Source organism: Streptomyces sp. NPDC031445, assembly GCF_055581365.1.
The window spans coordinates 82,537-105,620 of record NZ_JBVIJO010000014.1; the positions used below are offsets into that span (position 1 = coordinate 82,537).

General features: G+C 70.3%; 18 protein-coding genes. 6 read left to right on the forward strand and 12 right to left on the reverse strand.

Translation table 11 applies throughout. The features are described from left to right. Window positions 1-126 precede the first annotated feature (126 nt). Window positions 127-966, forward strand: a complete 840-nt coding sequence (locus ACZ5DC_RS31440) for a GNAT family N-acetyltransferase (RefSeq protein ID WP_468658288.1) — start codon at window positions 127-129, stop codon at window positions 964-966. Window positions 967-1,198: 232 nt separating this feature from the next. Further along, window positions 1,199-1,636 (forward strand): hypothetical protein, encoded by a 438-nt coding sequence (locus tag ACZ5DC_RS31445; protein WP_468658290.1) that lies wholly within the window; start codon window positions 1,199-1,201, stop codon window positions 1,634-1,636. Between the two features lie 85 nt (window positions 1,637-1,721). On the opposite strand, the gene ACZ5DC_RS31450 is transcribed toward ACZ5DC_RS31445, so the two are convergent. The 4 genes from ACZ5DC_RS31450 to ACZ5DC_RS31465 form a co-directional block, all read right to left on the reverse strand. Continuing rightward, window positions 1,722-2,489 carry an SDR family NAD(P)-dependent oxidoreductase gene (locus ACZ5DC_RS31450; RefSeq protein WP_468658292.1) on the reverse strand — a complete coding sequence of 256 codons (768 nt, stop codon included), beginning with the start codon at window positions 2,487-2,489 and terminating at the stop codon, window positions 1,722-1,724. 303 nt (window positions 2,490-2,792) lie between these two features. Next, window positions 2,793-3,140: an ArsR/SmtB family transcription factor gene (locus ACZ5DC_RS31455; RefSeq protein ID WP_468658294.1), complete on the reverse strand. Its 348-nt coding sequence runs from the start codon at window positions 3,138-3,140 to the stop codon at window positions 2,793-2,795. Between the two features lie 172 nt (window positions 3,141-3,312). After that, window positions 3,313-4,047 carry a sigma factor gene (locus ACZ5DC_RS31460; protein WP_468658296.1) on the reverse strand — a complete coding sequence of 245 codons (735 nt, stop codon included), beginning with the start codon at window positions 4,045-4,047 and terminating at the stop codon, window positions 3,313-3,315. Window positions 4,048-4,191: 144 nt separating this feature from the next. After that, window positions 4,192-6,999 carry a helix-turn-helix transcriptional regulator gene (locus ACZ5DC_RS31465; RefSeq protein ID WP_468658298.1) on the reverse strand — a complete coding sequence of 936 codons (2,808 nt, stop codon included), beginning with the start codon at window positions 6,997-6,999 and terminating at the stop codon, window positions 4,192-4,194. A 215-nt stretch (window positions 7,000-7,214) separates the two neighbouring features. Between ACZ5DC_RS31465 and ACZ5DC_RS31470 the strand changes: the two genes are divergently transcribed. Then, the gene (locus ACZ5DC_RS31470; protein ID WP_468658300.1) at window positions 7,215-8,945 is read left to right on the forward strand and encodes an FAD-binding protein; all 1,731 of its coding nucleotides are present in this window, start codon (window positions 7,215-7,217) and stop codon (window positions 8,943-8,945) included. Between the two features lie 123 nt (window positions 8,946-9,068). Here the strand turns inward: ACZ5DC_RS31470 and ACZ5DC_RS31475 are convergent, their stop codons facing one another. The 3 genes from ACZ5DC_RS31475 to ACZ5DC_RS31485 all read right to left on the reverse strand — a co-directional run bounded on the left by ACZ5DC_RS31475 (window position 9,069) and on the right by ACZ5DC_RS31485 (window position 12,430). After that, window positions 9,069-9,926 carry a helix-turn-helix transcriptional regulator gene (locus tag ACZ5DC_RS31475; protein WP_468658302.1) on the reverse strand — a complete coding sequence of 286 codons (858 nt, stop codon included), beginning with the start codon at window positions 9,924-9,926 and terminating at the stop codon, window positions 9,069-9,071. Between the two features lie 309 nt (window positions 9,927-10,235). Next, window positions 10,236-11,702, reverse strand: a complete 1,467-nt coding sequence (locus ACZ5DC_RS31480) for an aldehyde dehydrogenase family protein (protein WP_468658669.1) — start codon at window positions 11,700-11,702, stop codon at window positions 10,236-10,238. 335 nt (window positions 11,703-12,037) lie between these two features. After that, window positions 12,038-12,430, reverse strand: coding sequence for a hypothetical protein (locus ACZ5DC_RS31485; protein ID WP_468658304.1), 393 nt, complete (start codon window positions 12,428-12,430; stop codon window positions 12,038-12,040). A gap of 331 nt (window positions 12,431-12,761) precedes the next feature. On the opposite strand from ACZ5DC_RS31485, the gene ACZ5DC_RS31490 reads away from it, so the two are divergent. Continuing rightward, entirely contained in the window at window positions 12,762-13,472 is a 711-nt protein-coding gene (locus ACZ5DC_RS31490) for a sigma-70 family RNA polymerase sigma factor (protein ID WP_468658306.1), read from the forward strand. 58 nt (window positions 13,473-13,530) lie between these two features. Next, window positions 13,531-16,272: a helix-turn-helix transcriptional regulator gene (locus tag ACZ5DC_RS31495; RefSeq protein ID WP_468658308.1), complete on the forward strand. Its 2,742-nt coding sequence runs from the start codon at window positions 13,531-13,533 to the stop codon at window positions 16,270-16,272. A 146-nt stretch (window positions 16,273-16,418) separates the two neighbouring features. On the opposite strand, the gene ACZ5DC_RS31500 is transcribed toward ACZ5DC_RS31495, so the two are convergent. Together ACZ5DC_RS31500 and ACZ5DC_RS31505 are read right to left on the reverse strand one after the other, a co-directional pair. After that, window positions 16,419-17,180 carry an SDR family oxidoreductase gene (locus ACZ5DC_RS31500; protein WP_468658310.1) on the reverse strand — a complete coding sequence of 254 codons (762 nt, stop codon included), beginning with the start codon at window positions 17,178-17,180 and terminating at the stop codon, window positions 16,419-16,421. A 238-nt stretch (window positions 17,181-17,418) separates the two neighbouring features. Then, window positions 17,419-18,123, reverse strand: coding sequence for a sigma-70 family RNA polymerase sigma factor (locus ACZ5DC_RS31505; protein ID WP_468658312.1), 705 nt, complete (start codon window positions 18,121-18,123; stop codon window positions 17,419-17,421). A 291-nt stretch (window positions 18,124-18,414) separates the two neighbouring features. Here ACZ5DC_RS31505 and ACZ5DC_RS31510 point away from each other — a divergent pair, with 291 nt between their 5' ends. Continuing rightward, complete coding sequence (locus tag ACZ5DC_RS31510) at window positions 18,415-18,822, forward strand: OsmC family protein (protein ID WP_468658314.1); 408 nt, start codon at window positions 18,415-18,417, stop codon at window positions 18,820-18,822. 40 nt (window positions 18,823-18,862) lie between these two features. Here ACZ5DC_RS31510 and ACZ5DC_RS31515 read toward each other — a convergent pair whose 3' ends face one another. From ACZ5DC_RS31515 to ACZ5DC_RS31525, 3 genes are all read right to left on the reverse strand, one after another. Further along, complete coding sequence (locus ACZ5DC_RS31515) at window positions 18,863-21,634, reverse strand: ATP-binding protein (protein WP_468658316.1); 2,772 nt, start codon at window positions 21,632-21,634, stop codon at window positions 18,863-18,865. An 88-nt stretch (window positions 21,635-21,722) separates the two neighbouring features. Continuing rightward, window positions 21,723-22,064 (reverse strand): hypothetical protein, encoded by a 342-nt coding sequence (locus tag ACZ5DC_RS31520; protein WP_468658318.1) that lies wholly within the window; start codon window positions 22,062-22,064, stop codon window positions 21,723-21,725. Between the two features lie 162 nt (window positions 22,065-22,226). Beyond that, the gene (locus ACZ5DC_RS31525) at window positions 22,227-22,946 is read right to left on the reverse strand and encodes an alpha/beta fold hydrolase (RefSeq protein ID WP_468658320.1); all 720 of its coding nucleotides are present in this window, start codon (window positions 22,944-22,946) and stop codon (window positions 22,227-22,229) included. Between the last annotated feature and the right edge of the window lie 138 nt (window positions 22,947-23,084).

Here is a 23,084-nt window from a genome sequence, read left to right on the forward strand (position 1 = left end):
TGCCGCCGCGGACCATGTTGTGCTCGGCTGCGGGGGCATCGCCTCGTCCTGCGCCTTCCGCCGGGAACCCCGTACGGCACTACACTCACCGCGCCCCGTGACAACCGCGAAGCAAAGGCCGTGTTCATGATGCATGCAGCAAGGGCGTTCGGCACGCCGCACGACGACCGGACGCAGTCTCAAGACACTGCACGGGTCCGCGGCCTGACGGCGTCGGTGTTCGCCAACTTCCGCCAGTACCTCATGGGATGGGACGCGGAGAGCCGCCCAGGGTCCGATGTCGAGCAGTTCCGCAGCGGGCTCGCCACCCCGCAGTTCAACGGCGTGGTGCGCGTGCGGTCCACGTCCGCGATCGGGCCGGCCGTGGCGGCCGTGCGCAGGGACCTGGCGGGTCTTCCCTGGTGGTGGTGGGTCGGGGCCGACAGCCCCGACGACACCGCCGACGCCCTGCGGGGCCACGGCGCACAGGAGCTCGCCGTCCTGCCGGTGCTGACGAGGTCGCTCGGCCACCCGGCCGAGATGCCCGAGCCGACCGGTCAGGACCGTCGCGCCGGCCTGCGGGTGGACACGGTGCGGGACGGGGAAAGGCTGGCGGAGCTGGTCCGGACGTACCGGACATCGATGGGTATCGCGCCTAGCCTTGAGCCGGAGATGGTACGCATCGAGTCGCAACGCGAGGACAACACGGACATCGTCCGGCTGGCCGCGGTACTGGAAGGCCGGGTAGTCGGGTCGACGGTGGTGATCAACGCCCACGGGGTGGCCGGCATCTTTCTCGTGCACGTGGCCGAAGCACATCGTCGGCAGGGGATCGGTGGCGCGATGACGCTCGCCGCACTCCAGACGGCACAGAAAAGAGGGATGCGCTCCGCCGCGCTCGTGGCGAGCCCCGACGGGGAGCCGCTGTACCGGCGCTTCGGATTCACAACGCTTTCCGAGTACCGCCTGTTCGCGTTCCCGGCCTGAACCGCCGCTCGCCATGGTGACACGGTGGTGCCTGACGGTAACCCAAGCGCTGCACACTGTAGAAGGCAGGGCAGGCTCATCCGTGTCACAGATTCACTCGACGCTTGGTCATGGTGAGCGATACCTGACAACACAGTGTTCGATGATGTGACTTCGCCGAACCGTGCCGAGGACTCCAGTGAACGCCCTACGTCACCGCGCGCTGTCAGCCGCTCGCAGACGCCCCGAACGCGTGTCGGCCGCCACGTGGCCGGCCTGTGCCGCCCTGACCCTGGTCGCCCTCGGCATCTCACTCGCACACGACGGCGCCGGCCCAGGTGAGAACCGTGTCGGCGCCGGGCGCACCTGCCGTTCCGTCCTCCCCGCCGACCAGGAACTCTCCTGCGGCACGTACGGATTCGGCGACCTGCGTTACGTGTGCCCGGCCCCCGACGCTCCGAAGCGCTGTTCTAAGACCACGCAGGTGCGGATACGCAACACCGGGCCGTCCACGGTGTACGTCACCGTCATCCACGGGCCGCGTCCGGGCGAGCGCCGGCAGGGCCGGGAACGGGAACTCGGTCCTGGGCAAACTGCCGGCCTGAGTCCTGGCAAGGGAGACCTGCTGTTCGACGTCACCCTGCGTGGACCCGGCCCCGTCAAGGCTCTGACGGTCGTCTCCGTGCGCTGACGCCCGTCCGCGCCTTCACTCCAGTGCCGTTCCTTGCCGGAAGTGTGCACACCGTTCACGTGCGACCGGGCCGACGGCAGCGGAATCAGATGAGTTCCAGTCCGCCATCGACGGTGATCACCTGACCGGTCGCATGACGTCCGGCGGGATCGGCCATACTGAGCACCCAGCGGGCCACCTCGTCGGCGCTCGCGATGTGGTGCGTGGGGATACGGTCGCGCTCGTAGGCGTACATGTCGTTGGCGGCCTCCGGCGTCAGGCCCGCGTGCAGCATGACGTCGGTTTGGGTGGGCCCGGGGGCAACCGCGTTGACCCGCACACCTTCGCCGGCGAGCTCGAGGGCCCAGCTCCGCGTCATCTGCTCGACGGCTGCCTTGGTGGCCGAGTAGTGCGCGCCGCCCGCCATGGGGCGGTGGCCGTATGTGCTGGAGAGGTTGACGATGGTCCCGGAGGTCCTCCGCAGGTGGGGCAGGGCCTCATGGGCCAGCAGGCTCGGGGCGACGACGTTGAGCGCGAACAGATCGACAATCGTCTGCTTGTCGGTCTCCGCCAGTGGCATGACCGCCGTCGCGCCGGCGTTGTTGATGAGGTGGTCGAGACGGCCCCACTGTTCCACGGCGGCACTGACAACCTTGGCAGGTGCTCCGTCGCCGCAGATGTCGATCGACAGGACCTCGATGTTGTCGTGGGCCGCGGCCGTCTCTTTCAACGGTGCCTCACGTCGCCCCACACCGAGTACGTGGGCGCCGGCTCGGGCGAAGGCGATGGCCGTAGCCCGGCCGATGCCGGAGCCGGCGCCGGTGACGATCGCGACATGGCCTGAGAAGGTGCGCTCGAGGGAGTCGGCAGGCATGAAACCCTCCTTGTTCGATGTTCGATGTACATAGAACATCATGGAAAGGCTTCGCTTCCTCGTCAACCGGGGAAGCGGCGGAGTGACGACCACAGTCAAGGGCGCCGCAGCGGTCCTCCCAGGTCAGGCAGGACTCTCGCCGGGCGATGGGCTCCTCGCGTGATACACGCGACAGGGCTGAAACATGTCACACGCTATCGGCGCGCGGGTCCGGCGGCAGTGTGCACCACAACTTCTGCGGCGAGGGGGCATCGGCCCGGCCACACACAGCTCGTCGAGTACGGGGCGCCGACAGTGACGTCGTTACGCCACTTCGTCACGTTCCGTGACGTGATCTCCCATATTGTCACTGGCGGCGGCGGACAGCAGTGCCGACAAGAGGCCGGGGAAACGGGCCTCGAGGGCGTCACGCCTCAGCTGCACATAGCAGCGCGTACCCTCCTGACGGGTCTGCGTGACGCCCGCCTCGCGCAGCATCTTGAGATGGTGACTGAGGGTGGACTTGGCGACAGGGGCCTTGAACTGGCCCCATCCGCGCTCGGCACCGTCGGACAGAATGCGGACGATCCCCAGCCGAGTCGGGTCGCTCAGCGCTCCGAGCAGGCGCGGCAGCGCGATCTCGCTGTCGGCGGGGAACGAGTGGTCCGGCATGCCGACCATGTTACCGGGCGTTCGGTACATGTCGAACGTCGCCGGTGATCATGCGAGTACCAGTGAGCGCGGTGATCCAGACCGCGGCGCGGCTGTAGCGCGGACGCGCGCCAGCAAGGTCCTGTCGGTACGGCGGCGGCTCGGCGGGGAGCCTCGTGCGCCGCGTCCCCTCTCACGCTGCGTGCAGGACGGTTGATGACCCGGACGAGGCAAGGCGGGGGCCGGCGGCAACAGGGCAGTGCGCATGACTGTCCGGGACGAGCAATCGGATGAGGTCTCCCAGGTCACCGGTGCTGGCCGCGGTCCGGAACGCGGATACGAGACGACGATGCGACTCCGCGGGGACCGGCCGTTCGCGGTCGCACTCCAGTCGGGCCTGCGCTCGGTGGACCACCACTCGTGCGTTCTGGACACTGATCCGGAGCAGCCCCGCCAGATCGGCATAGGCGTAGTCGAAGCCCTTACGCAGGACGTAGGCGGCCAGCCGGTCCGGGGTCAGCCTCGCCATGAGCAAGGCCAGGGCCGCCTCGACCGCCGTGGTTCGCTCGGCACACAGCAGGGGGTCCTGGGCGGCCCGGTCGCCGAGGTCGGCCAACTCCGGTTCCACCGGTGTCTCGTGACGGTGCCGCGCGGACTGGACGACGTTGATCGCCAGACGGGTCGTGGCCGTGGTCAGGAACGCGGCCGGATTGCCGATCTCCACGCGGTGGGTGAGCTGCCAGCGCAGCCACACCTCCTGCACCACGTCTTCGGCTGCCGAAACGTCACCGAGAATCCGGTAGGCGATGCGGAACAGCCGTGTCCGCTGGGCCAGGAAGACGTCGAGGGCGATGTGCATGTCGTCCTCGCCCGGCCAGGTGACCGGGGGTTCGGTCGGCGTCGTGGACTCCGGACTGGGCGCGGACATTCGGGAACCTCTCCTTGCGGGGCGGGCGCCCCCAAGGGGCGTTGGCTCCCACCCTCGGCCCTGGGCACCCCGCACCGCGCCCTTGGTTCCCATGGTCGAGTCCGTAGGGACCCCGTGGGGTCACCCGGGGCCCGGCACCGGCCGTCAGCCGGACGGCACCTTGTCCTTGGTGTCCGCGGCCGGGGTACTCGCGAGAGCACCTGGCAGTGCTCGGCGCGATTTGATGCCGAGTTTCGTGTAAACCTTCCGCAGGTGCCACTCCACGGTGTGCGGGCTGATGAACAGCTCCGCACCGATCTTCGCGTTCGTCATGCCGTCGGCGGCGAGCATCGCGACCTGCGCCTCCTGGGGAGTGAGGGCGTTCGCCGGTGCGCTCTCCCGCACCCTGACGTGCTCGCCGGTGGCGAGCAGCTCGCGGCGGGCCCGTTCGGCGAACGCGTGGGCGGGCATCCCGTCGAACATCTCGTAAGCCGTGCGAAGGTGCTCGCGGGCCAGCGCACGACGGTTGTCGCGACGGAGCCATTCGCCGTACAGAAGGTGGGTGCGTGCCACCTCCACGGCCACGCTGCCGCGGCCGAACTCCTCGATCGCGGTCTGGTACAGGCGGTCCGCCTCGTCGCCGTCGGCGAGGAGGGCCTGACTGCGGGCGCTGGCGCCACGGGCCCAGCCGGAGTCGGCGGCGCGGGTGAGTTCGACCAGCCGGGCCAGTGAGGCGCGGGCCTGGTCGAGCTCACCGCACCGGGTGGCGGCCTCGACGTGTTCGACCAGCGACAGGCCCGTGAAGTTGAACCCGTCGTGGTCGATGCCCGTGCGGGCGGCTGCCAAGGCCTCCTCGTAACGTGCCAGGCCGTTGAACAGCACGCCCTGGATGTAGCCCATGGCCCCCAGCAGTCCCACCTCGCCGCGCTGTTCCGCCCTCTGCCGGGCTTCTTCGATGATGCCGGCGGCGACGTCTGCCTCGCCTCTCCAGGCGGCCAGGACGAGCGTCGCGTACTTGTGCGGGGCGTGGCCGGTCGCAGCGGCGAGGGCGTCAGCTTCGTCGATCATCCGGGCAGCCTCGGCGAAGTCACCGTAATGGATGTGCACGCCACCGGCGTAGATGAGAGCCGGCGGCAGTGCGCCCAGCGCTCCGATGTCACGGGCCAGCCGCACGGCCCGACTCGACAGAGTGTCCCACGCGTGCAGGTCCCAGGCGTAGTGGATGAACGCCTCCAGCGCGACCGGGGCCAGCAGGAGCCAGCGCACTGTCGCCTCACGGGTGCCCAGCTCCTCGTGCGCGAGCGGCTCCAGCGCACCCCGCAATGCCGGGACGCCGGTCTCACAACCGTCCGCGAGGAGCGCGGCCACACCATCGAGGAGCAGGTCGGCGGCGTTGGAGCCCGAGGGGGGTGCGCCGGACCCGCGGGCCGCGATCGCGGCGGCGCGGGCGCCCGTGGGACCGTGGACCCGGCCCGCGAAGATGGTCGCGCTGATCGCCTCCAGGTACGTCTCCCGCGCCAGTGGCGACCCGGCGGCGGTGAACTGCGCGGCGGCTTGCAGGAGCAGAGGTGCCGCCTCGTCGCTTCGGCTGCGGGCGAACAGGATCCTGGCCCGCAGGCGCTCCAGGCGGGCGCGGTCGAGAGCGCTCAGCGGACACAGTTCGGCCACCGTCGCGAGCTCCGTCGCCTGATCGGGTGCGGCGGCGGAGAAATGGGCCTCGGCGGCCGCGAGGGCTCGGCGCCCGCGCGGCCACGGGTCCGGCGTCACCTCGGCCGCGCGCTCCAGCAACACCGCCTCGGCCGCGATGCCGCCGCGCTGCCGCGCGCGGTCAGCGGCCTGCTCCAGCCCTGCCGCGACCTCCTCGTCCGGCCCGTCGGCGGCCTGGGCGGCGTGCCAGGCGCGCCGGTCGGGGTCGAGAACCGGGTCCGTCGCCTGCGCCAACGCCCGGTGCACCGCTCGGCGTTCTTCGGGCTCGGCTCTGTGGTAGACCGCCGAACGGACCAGCGGGTGCCGGAACCGTACGGACTCACCGAACTCGATCAGACCGGCCGCCTTGGCCGGTGCGGCATTGGGGGTGATCTTGAGAGCGGCGGCGGCGCGGACCAGCAGACGCGCGTCACCGACCGGTTCCGCCGCGGCGATCAGCAGGAGTGTCCGGGTCGCCGCAGGCAGCGAACCGAGCCGGCTGGCGAAGTCCCGTTCCACACGGCTCGCGACCGGTCCCTGGACGCTCCGGAACGTCGACGAGTCCAGTCCGTACGCCAGCTCGGCGGCGCTGCGGCCACGGGAGAATTCAAGCAGCGCGAGCGGGTTGCCGCCCATCTCGGCCACGAACCGGTTGCGGACCCGCTTCTCCAGCCGCCCGCCGACGGCAGTCTCGAGGAGCTGTCCGGCCGCGACGGCGTCGAGACCGCCGACCGGCAGTGCCGGCAGACCGTGGAGCGCCTCCTGCCCCTCGGGGTCACGTACCGCGAACACCATCGCTACGGCCTCGGCGAGCAGTCGTCGGGCCACGAACTCCAGGGTCTGCAGGGACACCTGGTCCAGCCACTGGGCGTCGTCGACCAGGACGAGCACCGGCCGGCTCTCCGAAGCCCGGGTGAGCAGCGTGAGAACGGCGAGGCCGACCAAGAAGCGGTCGGGCGGGTCTCCAGCCGCGATACCGAACGCTACGCGGAGGGCGTCACGCTGGGGTTCGGGTAGTTCGTCGAGCTCGTCGAGGAAGGGCGTGCACAGTTGGTGCAGGCTCGCGTAGGGCAGCTCCATGTCGGCCTCGATGCCGTGTGCCCAGGCCGACTTCACCCGTGACGCCTGCGCGGCGACGTATTTCAGGAGTACCGACTTCCCGATGCCGGCCTCGCCACGCACCACCAGTACGCGGGACCCGCCCTCACGCAGCCCAGCCAGCAGGTCGTCGAGGGCCGCGCACTCGCGACGCCGGCCGACCAGGTCGGGAAGCGGGCTGGCGATCATGCGACGCGGCTCCTTGGAGGAATCCGGGGGTGTAGGGCTGCCACAACGGTTGTCGGAGCGATCCTCACAACGATACCCGGGACGGCTCCACAGCTTGTGTCGGATCGTTGTGACGGACTCCACTTCAAAAGATGCTCCGACGCTGTCACACAAATGGCCCCTGTCCGGTCGACCACTGCCTATGATCTCGCACGTCCGCCGCCGCAGGAGGTCCCATGTCTTCGCTCGGACACCAGCTCGCCACGTCCGTACTCGTGGTGGGAGCCGGTGGGTCAGGCCTCCGAGCGGCCATCGAAGTCGCCGAGGCCGGCATCGCGGTCATCGCGGTGGCCAAACGCACGGTCGACGATGACCATACTGTGACGACTTTCCGACGTCTGACCGAGTCAGCCCGCAGCACCGGGTCCGAGGAGTCGTGGGAACGGCACGCGGCTGACACCTTGCGGGCGGGGCACTCGCTGGCCGACCCGCGCACCGCGCAGGTCGTGGCCCGCCACGCCGCGCAAGGGTTCCACGACGTCAGGCGCTACGGCATGCGCCTTGATCGGCAGGGTCGCGGCGCCGCCGCCCGGCACCGGTTCCGTGACCACACGTACCGTCGTGGCGCGTTCACCGACGAGCACACCGGCCTGGAGGTGCGGCGAACACTCCGGGAACGCGCCGAGCAGCTCGCCGTTCCCGTCCTGTCGAACGTCTACGTCACCCGGTTGCTCGTCGACGACGGGACGGTGTTCGGTGCCTATGGGTTCGACCTCGTCGACGGCTCGCACTACCTTCTGCACGCCGACTCCGTGATCCTCGCCACCGGTGGGCACACGGGCATCTGGCGGCACACGGCGTCGCGTCGAGGGGAGAACACCGGCGACACCTTCCGCCTCGCCGTCGAGGCCGGCGCCCGGTTGCGCGATCCGGAGCTGGTGCAATTCCACCCCTTCGGGCTGATCAAGCCGGAGAACGCGGCCGGCACGCCCGTGAGCGAAGCTGCTCGCGACGAGGGCGGGGTCCTCCTCAACAACCTCGGTGAGCGGTTCATGACCCGCTACGACGCCGAACGGATGGAACTCGGCAGCCGGGACCGGATCACGCTGGCGTCCTACACAGAGATCAAGGAGGGCCGCGGTACCCGGGACGGCGGCGTGTGGCTCGACCTGTCCCACCTGCCGCGTGAGACGGTACTGACGCGGTTGCCGCACGTGCATAAGACGCTGTTGGACCTTCAGACGCTCGACATCACCCATGACCCGATCGAGGTCGCGCCGAGCGTCCAGTACTCCATGGGCGGTGTCTGGGTACGGCCCGAGGACCACGGCACCGACATCGACGGGCTCTTCGTGGTCGGGGAGGCGGCCAGTGGTCTGCACGGTGCGGACCGGCTGGCGGAGAACGCGCTGACAGAAGTACTCGTCTACGGGCGGATCGCCGGCCGGGCCGCTGCCGAGTACTCGGCCCGGCTCACCTCCCAGCAACGGTCGCCCGCGGCGGTCCGCGCCGCGGAGGCAGACGTGAACCGGCTGGTGGCAGCCGACGGTGAACAGAACGTCCGCGCGCTGCAACGGTCGGTGCGGCACCTGATGACGGAGCGCGCCGGTGTCGTCCGTGACGAGGCCGGACTCGCCGACGGGCTCGCCGAACTCGATGCGATAGAAGCCCGCATGGCCTGCGTGGGCGTGCACATCGACATCGGCGGCTTTCAGGACCTCGCGTACGCCTTCGACCTCAGGTCCGCCGTTCTCGCCGCTCGCGCGACACTTCTGTGCGCGTTGGAGCGGCGGGAAACACGAGGCTGTCACAACCGGTCCGACCACCCCGCCGTCGACCCCGACCTGCACGTCAATCTGGTCTGGTCCCCGGCGACCGGTGTGCGCCGTGAACCCGTTCCGCCCATCCCCACCCATATCGCCGCGCTGATGCAGGAGGTCCCTGCCGAGGCGCAGTCGCTCGAGTAGGAGGCGCGGGAGCCGGCGGGTGGGCGTCGCAGCCTTCTGCCGGCGCCCACGACGCCGACCCGGCCGGCTACCTCGTGCTGGACGCGGGGAAGGACAGCACCCCGAGAACGTGCACCGCGCTACTCACGGTCTGCCCGGAACGTACGCTCCCCCGGCGGCCGGCAGGAGGGACAGCAGGCGCAGGTTGGTATGGCTCTCGGTGCCCGGTGTCGCGGTGTAGACCACGAGCCGCTGGGACTGGTCGGGGTCGACCAGCGTCTGGCAGTGCAGTTCCAACGTCCCGACCTGGGGGTGCAGGAAGCGTTTCGAGGCGCAGTAGGGTCCCAGCACGGGACGCTCGCGCCAGATACCGGCGAATTCGGTACTTTCCCTGTTCAGCGCGTCCACGAGTTCGGCGGCACGCGAGTCGCCGCCGTCGCGGATGTAGGCGCCGTGGAGGTCCGCCACCATCAGACGGCTCTGCTCGGCGTGGTCTTCTCCGGGGTGGACCAGGCGGGCGACCGGGTCGGTGAACCAGCGGTAGTGGGCACTACGCGCCAGTCCGGTGTAGGCAGTCTCGTCACCCAGCAGCGCCACCGCCGGGCGCGTCTGTCTCAGCGTCTCGCCGAGGTGGTTCACCACCTGGGCGGGAGTGTCCTCCAGCCGGTCCAGGATGCGCATCATCCCCGGGTTGATGTGGTCGCCGCGCCGCACCCGGCGAGGCAGGGCGTGACCGGCGAGCTGGAAGAGGAGATCACGCTCCTCCAGTGACAGGTGCAGCCCGCGGGCCATCGCGGCGAGCATCTGTTCCGAGGGATGGGGGCCCCGTGGCTGCTCGAGCCGGCTGTAGTAGTCCACCGACATGTCGCACAGTGCCGCGACCTCCTCGCGGCGCAGCCCTCCGGTGCGCCTGCGGCGCCCGCGGGGCAGTCCGACGTCCTCCGGCTGGAGGGCCTCACGGCGTGCCCGCAGGAAGGCCGCCAGCGCTGCCCGATCTGCCATGACGTTCCTCTCTCACCGAACGGTGCCCGTCCTGTGCGGAGTCGCCGGTCCGTGGATGTCCGGACCGGGACTTGCGCGAGGAGGCACCGCCGCGACCGCGTCCTTCACGGAGCACTCCGCCCGGATCAGCAACGCAGCCAGGACCACTCATTCCCCGCAGCGGTGTGCCGTCCCGCACCCTCGCGAGCGTCGGGACGGCATTCATGGCGGCCTCGGCCGTGCGAGGCCGCGTCCCTCCGCGGCCGCGCCGCCCCGGGAGGAGCATCGGCGTCCCGGCTTTACCTCCCGGGGTGATGGCGACGCGGTGTGTCAGCGGGTGATCGCCTTGGTCTCGAGGAACTCCTCGAGACCGGCACGGCCCATCTCCCGGCCGTTGCCGGACTGCTTGTACCCGCCGAACGGGGCCTGGAAGTTGTGTGGTCCACCGTTGACATCGACCTGGCCGACGCGCAGGCGCCGGGCGATCGCCATGGCATGGTCCTCGTCACCGGTCACCGCGCCGTTGAGGCCGTAGATCGTGCCGTTGGCGATCTCGACGGCGTGGTCGTCGTCGACGTAGGGGATGACGACGAGGACGGGACCGAATATTTCCTCCTGGGCGATGACGGACTCGGGGTCGACGTCGGAAAAGATCGTGGGCCTGACGTAGGCACCGGTCTCGAAGCCCTCCGGCCGGCCGGGACCACCGACCACGAGCGTGGCGCCATCGGCGATGCCGCGCCGGATGTAGTCGTCGACGCGCCTGCGCTGGGTCTCCGAGGCGAGCGGGCCGATCCTGGTGCCCTCGTCGGAGGGGTCACCGACGACGTACTCCATGGCGGCGTCCCGCAGCTTCTCGACCACGGTCTCCTGAAGGCTTTCGGGCACCAGCATGCGCGTGTAGGCGCCGCAGGCCTGACCACCGTTGGCCCAGGCATAAGCCAGACCGCGATGGACCGCGAAGTCGAGGTCTGCCTCGGGAAGGACGATGTGGGCCGCCTTGCCGCCCAGCTCGAGTGCGACGCGTTTGACCGTGCCGGAGGCGGCGACGGAGACGTTTCTGCCGGCGCGGGTGGACCCGGTGAAGGAGATCATGTCGACCTTCGGATGGCGGGAGAGCGCCTCGCCGACCACCGGACCGGTGCCCTGCACCACGTTGAACACACCGTCCGGCAGACCCGCCTCTGTGGCGATCTCAGCGAACATGCGGGCGCTGAGTGGGCTGTTCTCGGAGGGCTTCAGGACGACGGTGTTGCCCGCCAGCATCGCCGGGACGACCTTGGTCACCAGTTGCTGGAGCGGGAAGTTCCAAGGGGTGATGGCTCCCACCACGCCGATGGGCTCCCGGATGACGAGAGAGTTCTCGACCACCTCCGTCCACTCGAATCGCTCGGCCGACGTGATCGCGGCCAAGGTCGCCGCGACGGGGAAACCCACCTGCGCCTGTCGGGAGAACCCGATCGGGGCGCCCATCTCCAGAGTGATGGCGGCGGCGAGTGCCTCGGAGTGCTGCTGAAGTCCTTCGGCCAGGCGCCGCACAGCGGCCACACGGTGCTCCGGGGGCGTCGACGCCCATCCCGGGAAGGCGGCGAGCGCGGCGTCCACCGCCTTGTCCACGTCCTCGGCCGTGCCCTCGGGCACCGCGGCGATCACCGTTTCGTCGGCCGGATTGACCACGTCCATCAAAGGCCCGGAACCCCGGAGAGGGCGACCGTCGATCCAGTGGGACGGCGCAGGGAAAGGAACCGCAGGGATTTCGTTCATGTCGCCAAGGAAACATCGGCCGTCGCGAGGCAGCCATGCCTTGCCATGCCCGTGATCCGCGTCACAGACCGCGCCTCGCCCGTGCCGGTCAAGAAGGCTCCTCTGCCGCAGGCCACGGCGAGTCCTCCCGCGAGACAAGCGTCCGGTTCCGCGCTGAGCCGATCGCTCAGGATGCCGCGCATCGCGAGCCCGGCCCGGGGCCTGCTCACCGATCCGCCGAGCGGGCCCGGCTGTTCATCACCCCCACGCACCTGCGCGAGGTCCGCGTCGAACCCGCATCACGTCCGGGCAACTCCGCGCCACCCCACCGAACGTCTCCCAGCCACGTGCCGTCCCGCAACCCCCTCGACCGCGTAGGCGCCACCAGGTCAGCGCCCGTCGTCCAGGCTTATGTGCCCCAGGATGTCCAGGAGGATCCTCCGCACCTCGATGCGCTCGGCCCCCACCGGCAGATCGCCGTGCGCGTGCCGCTCCTGGGGGTCGTTCGCGCGTTCCATGGCGACGTGCACGGCGTCGGCGGCGTCCAGATCCTCGTCGACCACGTAGTACATCCGGATCACACGGGTCCCGCCGAGCCGGAACGGCACGCCGATCAGCCATTTCACAGGCTCGGTGAGCACAGTGCCCAGGTAGGTGTGAGGGCCGCGCACCGGCTGGTCGGCCTCGCGGAGAGCAGTGTCGGCGACCGGGGCGCCGTCCCCCGCGGTGAGCCCCGCACAGTCGGCCCCCGGAATGCTGGAGTGGTCCCTGTCGAGCAGCATGTGACCTCCTCTCCGCGTCCGATGTCACGCCGGTTGGTCCCCGGCTGCAACATCAGCGCGAATACCCGAAAGTGCAGGTTTCTAGCTAATTGACTGAATAAGGGCGACCTGTGTGACAAGCCGACCCGGGCAGAAGGCGGCGGCCGGTCAGCGTCGGAATGCGCTGGTCCACGGAGCATCTGAGCGTGACCTTTCACTGATCCGCCACGGGGCCGCCACGGACCACTACGAACCCGCCTACGGCCTCCGCGGGGTGCGATCCGTCACACCCGGGTGTGACCTTTGCTCTGCCGCCCTTCCGGGCGCATCCCGTCGAGTGAAGGAGCCGGTCGTGAAGCCGTATCCGACCAGACCCAGGCCGGTCCGGGACATGCCGGGCGTGGTGGCCGGCCCGGCCGCGGACGAACTCGGTGACGCCGTGTCGGTGTTCGTGCGGGCCCGGCCCGGGCTGCTCAGGATCGCCCGCCGCATCACCGGCGACGCGGTCGAGGCCGAGGACGTCCTCCAGGAGGCATGGGTGCGGTGGCAGGGCACCGACCGGACGGTCGTGCTCAACCCGCCGGCGCTGCTCAGGACGACGACGATCCGGCTCGCCATCAACGTCGTCCAGTCCGCCCGCAGACGCCAGGAAACCTGCGCCGGCGCGTGGCTGCCGGATTCGATGGACCACCAGGCCGGTCCGGACACGACGGCCGAGTTGCAGGACGCCGTCGAACGGGCCGTCCTCCTGCTCATGGAGACGCTGACCCCGAACCAACGCGCGGTGTACGTGCTTCGGGAAGGATTCGGCTACCCCTACTCCCGTATCTCCCGGATTCTGCACATCAACGATGCCCATGCCAGGCAGCAGGTCTTCCGTGCACAAGAGCGTCTCGCCGGCGGCCGGCGGCTCCGGCCGGTGGACCCGGACGCACACCGACGCCTCGTGACGGCCTTCCGCACGGCGGCCCGGTCGGGCGATCTCGTGGCCCTGGAAAGAGTGCTCGCCGCCGACGGCGCCTCCACTGCCGTACGCGGCGAGCGAGTGAAGATGCGTCCTTGAGCAGCCCGGGACCAGCCGCTCGTGGCGTTGTTATGCTCCCACGCGTGCAGGAGCCAGGATGAGTGGGGACAATCCGGCGCGGCTGCGTGGTCGCCGCCGCGAGTGCGGGGCGCTCGAAGAGCTGGTCTCGCAGGTGGAGGCGGGACACAGCGCCGTGCTGGTCCTGCGCGGTGACGCCGGAATCGGGAAGTCCGCTCTGCTGGACCACCTGGCGGCACGCGTCGTCGAACACCGCGTCGCCCGTGTGGCGGCCGCCGAGTCGGAGATGGAACTGCCTTTCGCGGGGCTGCACCAGTTGTGCGCACCGTTCCTCGGCCGTGTCGGCTCCCTTCCTCCCCCGCAGAGAGAGGCGCTGGCCACAGCGTTCGGACTCAGCACGGGACCGCCTCCGGACCGGTTCCTCGTCGGTCTGGCCGTACTCGGGCTGCTGACCGAAGTGGCGGCCGAGCAGCCGCTGTTCTGCCTCGTGGACAATGCCCAGTGGCTGGACCGGGTCTCCGCGCACACGCTGGCGTTCGTGGCGCGGCGCGTCTACGCCGAACCGCTGGCACTGATCTTCGCCTCCCGTGAACAACGGGGACGTGACGAGTGGGCCGGTCTGCCCGAGCTGAGACTCGACGGCCTCGACGACGCGGACGCGCGCGCACTCCTGGACGCGGCGGCCGACGGCCCGATGGACGAGCCGATCCGTGATCGCATCCTCGCCGAAGCCCGCGGCAACCCCCTCGCGCTGCTGGAACTTCCCCGCGGTCGCATCGGGACCGGGCCGGCAGACGGGCTCGACCTGCCCGATCCCGGACCGGTGACCGGCCGTATCGAGCGGAGTTACCTCAGGCAGGTCCGCTCGCTGCCGGCCGCGACGCAGCGCCTGCTGCTTCTCGCCGCCGCCGAGCCGGTCGGTGACGCGGCGCTGCTCAGGCGTGCCGCCGAGCGACTGGGCATCGACTCCGACGCGGCCGGCCCGGCGGTGACGGCGGGGTTGCTCGACATCGGGGCCCTGGTGCGTTTCAGGCATCCGCTCCTGCGCTCCGCGATCTACCGGTCGGCCGGGCTGGGGGAGCTACGGGAGACTCACCGCGTCCTGGCGGAGGTGACCGACCCCGAACTCGACCCGAACCGCCGTGCGTGGCACCTGGCGCGGGCGACGGTCCGGCCGGACGAGGCGGTCGCCGCCGAGCTGGAGTCCTCGGCCGGGCGGGCCCTGGCCCGGGGAGGCACCGCCGCCGCGGCGGCGTTCCTCGCACACGCGGCCGTACTCACGCCTCACCCGCGGCGCAAGGCGACGCGCGCCCTCGCCGCGGCTCAGGCGAAACTCCGCGCCGGTGCGCCCGCCGCGGCGCGCGAGCTGCTGGCGCTGGCCGGGAGCGGCGCCCTGGACGCACTCGGCCGCGCCAGCGTGGACCTTCTCCAGGCCCGGATCACCTTCACCTCGAACCGGGACAAAGAGGCGCTCCCCCTTCTGCTGGCCACCGCCCGGCGTCTGGTGCCGCTCGATGCAGGCCTCGCTCGCGAGACCTTCCTTGACGCCCTGTCGGCCGCCATTTTCGCCGGACGCCTCGCTTCCGGCACACAGGTACGCGAGGTGGCGGCGACCGCGCGGAAGACGTTGCCGCCCGCCACGAGACCGCCGCGCACCGCCGATCTGCTTTTGAACGCCTTGGCCATCCGCTTCACCGCCGGATACCGCGAGGCGGTTGCCGCCTCGCGCGAAGCGGTACGGGCGCTGCGCCGGGAGACCGACCCTGAGGAGATCCTGCGCTTGTCGTGGCCGGCTTCGGCGCTGGCGGCCGAGATGTGGGACGACGAGGGCTGGGCGGAGCTGGTGACACGTCAGGTCCACACCGCACGGGCCGTCGGTGCGCTGGCCGAGCTGCCTCTCGCGCTCAACTCGCGGGTCTTCCTGCATACGTGCGCCGGTGAACTGGAGGCGGCGGCCCTGCTCATCGCGGAGATCGCGCGGGTTCAGGACGCGGCCGGCACCAGCTTCGCTCCGTACGGCACGATGACGCTCGCCGCCTGGCGAGGCCGCGAGCACGAGGCCGTTCCGCTGATCGAGGCGGGCACGGACGAGGCCGTGCAGCGCGGTGAAGGCCTCGGCGTGGCCATCGGACTGCGGGCGGCAGCCGTGCTCAACAACGGCTTGGGCAGATACGAAAAGGCCTTCGACGCGGCCCGTCAGGCGACCGCGCACCAGCAGGACATGATCGCGGCCAACTGGGGACTGGTCGAACTGGTGGAAGCCGCAGCGCGCAGCGGTCGCCAGGACGCGGCCAGGGCCGCACTGGACCGGTTGACCCGGGCCACGGACGCCGCCGCCACGAACTGGGCGTTGGGTGTCCAGGCGCGTTCCCGGGCGCTGCTCGGTCGGGGTCACGGGGCCGAGGAGCTGTACCGCGAGGCAATCGAACGACTCGGACGTACCTGGGCCGGAGTGGAGTTGGCCCGGGCCCACCTGCTCTACGGGGAGTGGCTGCGGCGGGAGAGCCGTCGCGTGGACGCCCGGGAACACTTGCGCGAGGCACACGCCCTCTTCAGCCACTTCGGTGCGAGCGCCTTCGCCGAACGCGCCGTCCGCGAGTTGCGGGCCACCGGTGAGACGGTGACCCGGCGCGACGGTGTCGCGGCGGAGAAGCTGACCGCCCAGGAAACGCAGATCGCGCTGCTGGCCCGGGACGGTCTGACCAACTCGGAGATCGGCGCCCAACTGTTCCTCAGTCCGCACACCGTGGAATGGCACCTACGGAAGGTGTACGCCAAGCTGGGCATCCCGTCCCGACGACACCTGCACGCGGCGTTGTGAGGCGGCCTCCCGACGCCGAGAGGGCCGGCGTAGCGGCCCCGGGGAACGACCGGTCGGTGGCCTGCTCGCCGCCGGCGGGCGACGGGGCCTGAGCCCGGACACGGGGGTGGGCCCCGAAACCGTGGGGCGCCCACCCCCGCCGGCAGTCACCGACCGGTTGTCATGACTTGCCTCAGGGAGTCGAGGTGTTCGTCGAACGTCCTGCGGCACTGGACGTACTCCCCACGCGGCAGCAGGCCGCCTCCCGACATGGCGCTGCCCGCCTTCCCGGGAAGCGCCACCGGCACGACGAGCCGCCGCCGGCCCCGAGAGCGCAGAATACGGCGCGTCATCTCCACCATCTCCAGCCGGTCGGGCCCCGCGATCTCCCGTGCCGCCATACCGGAAGGTCCCTGTACCGCGTGCTCGACGAGCTTCTCGGCGACGTCCTGGGCGGCGACGGGCTGGGTGAGCATCCTCGGCATCATGACCACCGGTGAGCGGTTGTCCAGCAGCGGCTCGGGGAACTCGAAGAACTGGGTGGCACGGAGCACAGTCCAGGGCACGCCTCCGTCGCGGACCAGTGCTTCCTGAGCACGCTTGCCGAAGTAGTACCCGAAATCCACCTCGTCGCTGCCGACGATCGACAGGGTGACCAGATGCCCGATTCCGTTCGACCGGGCGGCGGCAAGCAGGTTCCCGGTGGCCCGGGAGAAGAAGTCGACCGCGGTCTTTCTCCTCGTCGTGACGATGTTCGTCACATCGATCACCGCATCACTGCCGGAGAGCCTCTCGTCCAGGCCGACGCCGGTCACGAGGTCCACGCCGTGCGAACGGGCGAGAACGACAGGTTGGTGTCCCGCGGCCCGCAGCTCCGCCACGACGAACTTCCCTACCAGGCCGGTTCCTCCGGCCACGGCCACCTGCATGTGAGTGCCTCCTCGTAACGACGACGGTTCCCGGCTCCGCCGTACAGACAAGGCAGGTGCTCGCGCTGTGACACGACGAGGCGGGGATGGCCGTTTTGTGCGAAACGGTAGAGACCGTTTGGATGGACTGGTGCCGATTACGGGCCGACTCACTGCCGACGACCGGGCACTCGTTCCGTTTCTGCGGCCGCCCCCGGCCTTTGGAGCCGGCTCGGCAGCAGGCCGGGCCACACGCTGGTTATCCGTTCGCCGGCCTGCCGAGCGGGGCGCTCATGGGTTCTCCGGCGTCGCTCAGGAGTACCCGCTCGAGACGGACCAGGTCACCCACCTGCGCGGCGGCGCGAAAGGCCTGGACCAGTCGGCGTTGCGCTGCGACGTCCACGGGCTGCCGTCGGCGCGGTGCGTCGAGACGCCGCTGTGCGCGGGTGGCTTGCTGCCTGGCGTTGGCGACGGAGAGGTGGAGGAGGGCGGCGATCCGGTCGTACGGGTATCCGAACCCGTGCCGGAGGACGAACACGGCGCGCTGCTGGGGTGTCAGCGTCTCCAGCAACAGGGCGACCGCCCGCTCCACGGCGTCCCGCCGCTCGGCCACCGCGTCCGGGGTGGCATCGGGGTCCGGCGGATCCGGAAGCCACGGGGTGGCGTAGCACTCCCGCCGTCTGCGAGCCGACTGGAGCACGTTGATCGCCACCCGGACAGTGATCGTCCGCAGCAACGCCGGCGGGCTGTGCACGGCTGTGCGGTCGGTACGCTGCAACCGCAGCCATACCTCCTGCATCACGTCTTCGGCCTCGGTGACGTTGCCGAGAATGCGATAGGCGATGTTCACCAACGAGGGCCGGGCCTGGAGGAACACGGACACCGCGCCCTCCAGATCGTCGATCGCCGAGGCCACCGCGCAACTGTCCTGCACCGGTGTGCGTTCCCTCAGGTATGTGTCCACGGTCGGCTCCTCCTCTGGAGTGGGTGAGCGACGACGAAACGCCGCGCGACCAACCCTCGCGTGGCGGCGTGGCGACCGCGCCGTGGACAACGCGTGGGAGGCTGCGTGGTGGTGCCCTGGTGGGGCCGTGGTGGGGCCGTGGTGGGGTCACGGACAGGCACCGCGGCAGGGGGGCTCGAGACGGCACTGCGCCGTTTCCGGGCCGGCCTGTCACACGGGCGTGGTCCGCTCGGTCTCTGCGGAAGAGGGATGAGCTGGCCGGTCCCCGCACCTCGGTCGAGAGGAAGACATATGACCACGCGCATCGTGTCCATTGCCGAAGGCAGACGGCTCACCCGTTCCATCGCGGTCGGCCCTCACACCCTGACGGCCGACGAACCCGAACCCGTCAGCACCGACGCGGGTCCCACCCCGGGTGAGCTGCTCCTGGCAGCACTGGGGTCCTGCACTTCCATGGCCGTGCGGGCGCTGGCCGACCGGCATGACTGGGCACTCGACCGCGTCGACGTGGCCGTACGGTTCGGTGACCAGGGGCGTATCGTCAAGAACGTCGGGCTGACCGGCGACCTGGAGCCGGCGCAGCGGGAGCAGTTGCTGGCAGCCGCCGGGCGCTGTCCCATGCACCGCCTGTTGACCAGGGAGGTGGAGATCGTCACCGTACCCACGTTGCTGGCGGAGCCTGACGTCTCCTCCGTCTAGCCGCGCCTCGGTGGCCCGCCCCTCCCGGAACCTGGGCGGGTCATGACGTGGCCGCCGTCCCCGCGAGTCGCACGGAGCCGATCTCCTTGCGGGAGGAGATCCCCAGCTTCGCGAAGATCTTCCGCAGATGCCATTCGACCGTGTGCGGGCTGAGAAACAGCCGGGCGCCGATCTCCGGGTTCGTGAAGCCGCCCTGGGCGAGTCGCGCGATCTCGACTTCTTTCGCCGTGAGGACCACCGGCGTCGCCGAGGCGCTCGCGCGCACCTTCACGCCCATGGCCTGCAGCTCGCGCCGGGCGCGCTCCGCGAATGCCTCGGCTCCGGCTTCGCCGAGCATCGTGTGCGCGTCGCTCAGCTGGGAACGGGCCTCGGTCTGGCGCTGTTCCACGCGCAGCCACTCACCGTAGCGAAGCCGTGCCCGTGCGCCGTCCATCAGGGTCTGTGCCGTGTCGAGCCGCTCGATCGCTTCCCGGTGCAGGAGGTCGGCGGCCTGCCCCTCGCTCACCAGGGCACGGGTGGCGGCCGAGATGCCGAGCGCCCAGTCGGTCGGGCTGACCTGGGCCATCTCCTCGATCGTCCGTACAGCCTCGACCGCCTGCGCGGTCCGCCCCAGCCGTACGGCCGCTTCGACGAGTTCGACCCGGGACTGCAGGGACAGTCCGAGTTCCTGCGGGTTCTGGCATCCGCGCTCGGCGGAGGCGAAGGCCTCCTCGTATCGGCACAGGCCGTTGTAGAGGACCGCCGCCGCCCACTGGGTCGCTGTCGTCACCTTGCCCTCGTCCCGCAGGACACGGTCGCGCGTGAGGGTTTCGATCGCCTGCCGGGTCGTGGACTCCCGTCCCTTGAAGGGCTCCACGACGAGTGCCCCGTAGTGCGCGAAGAAGCTGCTGCCCGTGGCCTCACCGATCGCGTTCGCTTCCACGGCGAGGGAATCGGCGCCGCGGAGGTCGCCGGCGAACACCCGGTTCGACAGGCGCAGGAGGAGGGCCGAGGGCAGGACGGCCAGCGCTCCGTTGCCCCGGGCGAGGTCGACCAGCCGTGCCGAGAGCTCGGACCATGCGGCGAAGTCCCAGGTGCTGTGTGCCATGCGGCACACAAGCGGAAGCCATCCCAGACCTTCCTCCTGGGACAGTCCTGCGGTGCGGAACGCGTCGATGGCCTCCGCGAGGATGGGTGCACCCGCGGAGTATCCCTCGGTGACCACCCGTGCGATACCCGTCAGGAGGAGACCTTCACGGCTCTCGCTGCCGACGTGACCCGGCGCGCTCAGCACCGCCTCGGCGACGTCACGGACCCCGCTCGTGGCCAGCCGCCCCGCGGTCAGGGCCGCGTAGATCGCGTCCCGGTACGTCTCACCGGCGAGTACGGAGTCGTACGGCTGGAGCCGCTTGGCCGCTTCGAGCAACAGCGGCAGGCCGGCGCTGGCGCTCTTTGCCGCGGACCTGATCTGTCCCCGGAGCAAGGTCGCCTGTGCGGCTCCGGCCTCGTCGAGGTGGCTCAGTTCCGCGACGTCGACCAGGTCCCGTGCAGCGTCGAAGGCGCCCGCCCGGTATTTGGCCTGCGCCGCCGCCAGCGCCCTGGCTCCGCGGCGTACGGGATCCGGAGTCAGTTCGGTGGCCCGGTGCAGGAAGGCCGCCGCCGCCGCGACCCCGCCGCGCGCGTGCGCCCGCCCGGCGGATCCCTCCAGTTCGGCGGCCACGGCCTCGTCCGGTCCCGTCGCCGCGCTCGCCAGGTGCCATACGCGGCGTTCGGGATAAAGGCTCGCGTCGATCGAGTCGGCCAGAGCCGCGTGCACGCGCCGACGTTCCTCGAAGCCGAGGGCACGGTACGCCGCGGAGCGAACCAGCGGGTGGCGGAGGCGCACCCACATGCCGAGCGTCATCAGTCCCGAGGCCTCGGCGTGGGTCACGGCACTGTCCACGGAGATTCCCAGGCGCTCGGCGGCATCCCGCAGCAAAGTCACGTCACCGACCGGATCGATGGCGGCGATGAGCAGCAGTTGTTGCGCCTCCCGGGGAAGCGACCGGATCCTTCGGAGGAAGCCCGCCTCGATCTGGCTCGACAGGGGACGGACCTCGGGCCCTGTGTACCCTTCGGCCATCTCGACGGCGGTCAGGCCCCGCGGCAGTTCCAGGAGAGCCAGCGGATTTCCGCGCGTCTCGGCGATGATGCGGTCGCGCACACGCTGGTCGAGCGGCCCGGTGACGACGGAGTCGAGGAGTCTGCGGGACTCGCGCTCGTTCAATCCCCGCACAGCGAGCTCCGGCAGGTCGGCCAGAATCTCGCGGGTGCCGGACTCGCGGACGGCCAGTACGAGCAGAATCGATTCAGCAAGCAGCCGACGAGCGACGAATTCCAGAATCTGGGCCGACACGCGGTCCAGCCACTGCGCGTCGTCGACCAGGCAGAGCAACGGCTCGTCGCCAACGGCCCCGGCGAGCAGGCTCAAGGTGGCCAGACCGACGAGGAACCGGTCGGGCGCGTCGCCGACCTGCATTCCGAACGCGGTCCGCAGTGCGTCGCGTTGCGGATCGGGGAGATCATCAAGACGGGACAGCAGGGGAGCGCAGAGCTGATGCAGCCCGGCGTAGGAAAGCTCCATCTCCGACTGCACTCCGGCCGCCCTGACGACGCGGCATCCGGTGGCACGGTCGCGCAGATGATTCAGCAGCTCGGTCTTCCCGATGCCCGCCTCACCGCGCAGCACCAGAACCCCGCTTCGCCCGGCCCTGGCCCGCGCGAGCAGGTCATCCAGAACCTCGCACTCGTCACGCCGCCCGAAGAGTCCGGTCCGTGCTCCGTCCCTCGCCATGACAGCCTCCCCGCCGCCACCATACCTTGGCGGTCAAGGACGTCGAGCCCGTCCCGAACATGCCGCTCGCTGTGTCAGAGCACGGGGATCAGGCCACCGAGCCCACGACGACGGCCGTGCACACGAACGTCAGCACGGTGATCACCGCCATGGCGATCACTGTTCCGCGCAGCCATCGCCCGAACCGCATCTTGTTCGCCGTCTCGGTCGCGCCGGCGTTGTCGTCGACGTACTGCGTCACCATGCGGGCCACGTACTTCTGCTCCTCGAGATACCACAGCTCGATATCCCTCTTCTGTTCGTGGGTCAGCCCGTCCATCCTCGCGGTGAAGGCCGTCACACGCCGGCGAGCAGCACTGAGGTGAGCCTCCCGGTACAGGTAGGCCTCTATGTCGACCAGTCCACGAGCTGCCTGCTTGTTCATGTTCATGATCCGTTCCCAAAGTCGGTGGCCCGACGCTCGGCACCTGCACCGGGCTGCGGGCGGGGGGCAACGGCCGTCGGCGCGTGCTCCCTCGACGCACCTGCGGGCGGCCGACCGCTCACTCGACCGGCCGCCCGGTCGCATCCGGTGCGCTGGGAGCCGGGCGGTTCAGCCGGTCGCCCGCGCCGCCTCGTTGATCAGACGTGCGACGTCACCGGGACGCGAGACGCTGACCGCATGGGAGGCGGTGACGCTCACCACGGTGGCCTTCGCGCGCTCGGCCATGAAAATCTGCGTCTGAGCCGGGATGTTCCGGTCCTCGGTGGCCACGAGAACCCACGACGGGACGTTCGTCCACGCCGGGGCGGAGGCACCTTCCGCCAGCGCGACGTCGGCCACGGGGCGCTGGGTCGCGGCCATGACCGCCGCGGCCTCCTCCGGAACGTCCGCGGCGAACTGCTGGTGGAACTTGTTCTTCTCGATGTAGAGATCCGTGACCTGACTGCCGTCCGGCAGGGTGACAGGTACCGGGTGGAGCGCCTCCCCCAGCGTGCTGCCCGGGAACTTGCCCGAGAGGGTGACCGCACTCTCCCCCTCGTCCGGCAGGAAGGCCGCCGCGAAGACGAGTGCCTTGACGTTGTCGAGGCCGACGGCGGCATTGCTGATGACCGAGCCGCCATAGGAGTGGCCGGCAAGGACCACAGGGCCGTCGATGGAGGCCACGAGTTGTCCGACGTACCTGCTGTCTCCGGCCAGTCCGCGTAGCGGATTACTCGCGGCCACCACCGGGTAGCCGTGCGCCTGGAGTTTTTCGACGACACCGTTCCAACTGGAGGAATCAGCGAATGCGCCGTGGACGAGGACGATGGTCGGCTTCTGTGCACTCATAGGAGTGGCCTTTCGTTTTTCCAGTGAAGTACACCGGTGAGGCGCCGATGAAATACGCGCCCCCATCCGGGCGTACGACCGTTCTGTAGCGCGGTACGTTCCGATGCCTGGAATTCGTCCGCGCACCACCGGCGAGGG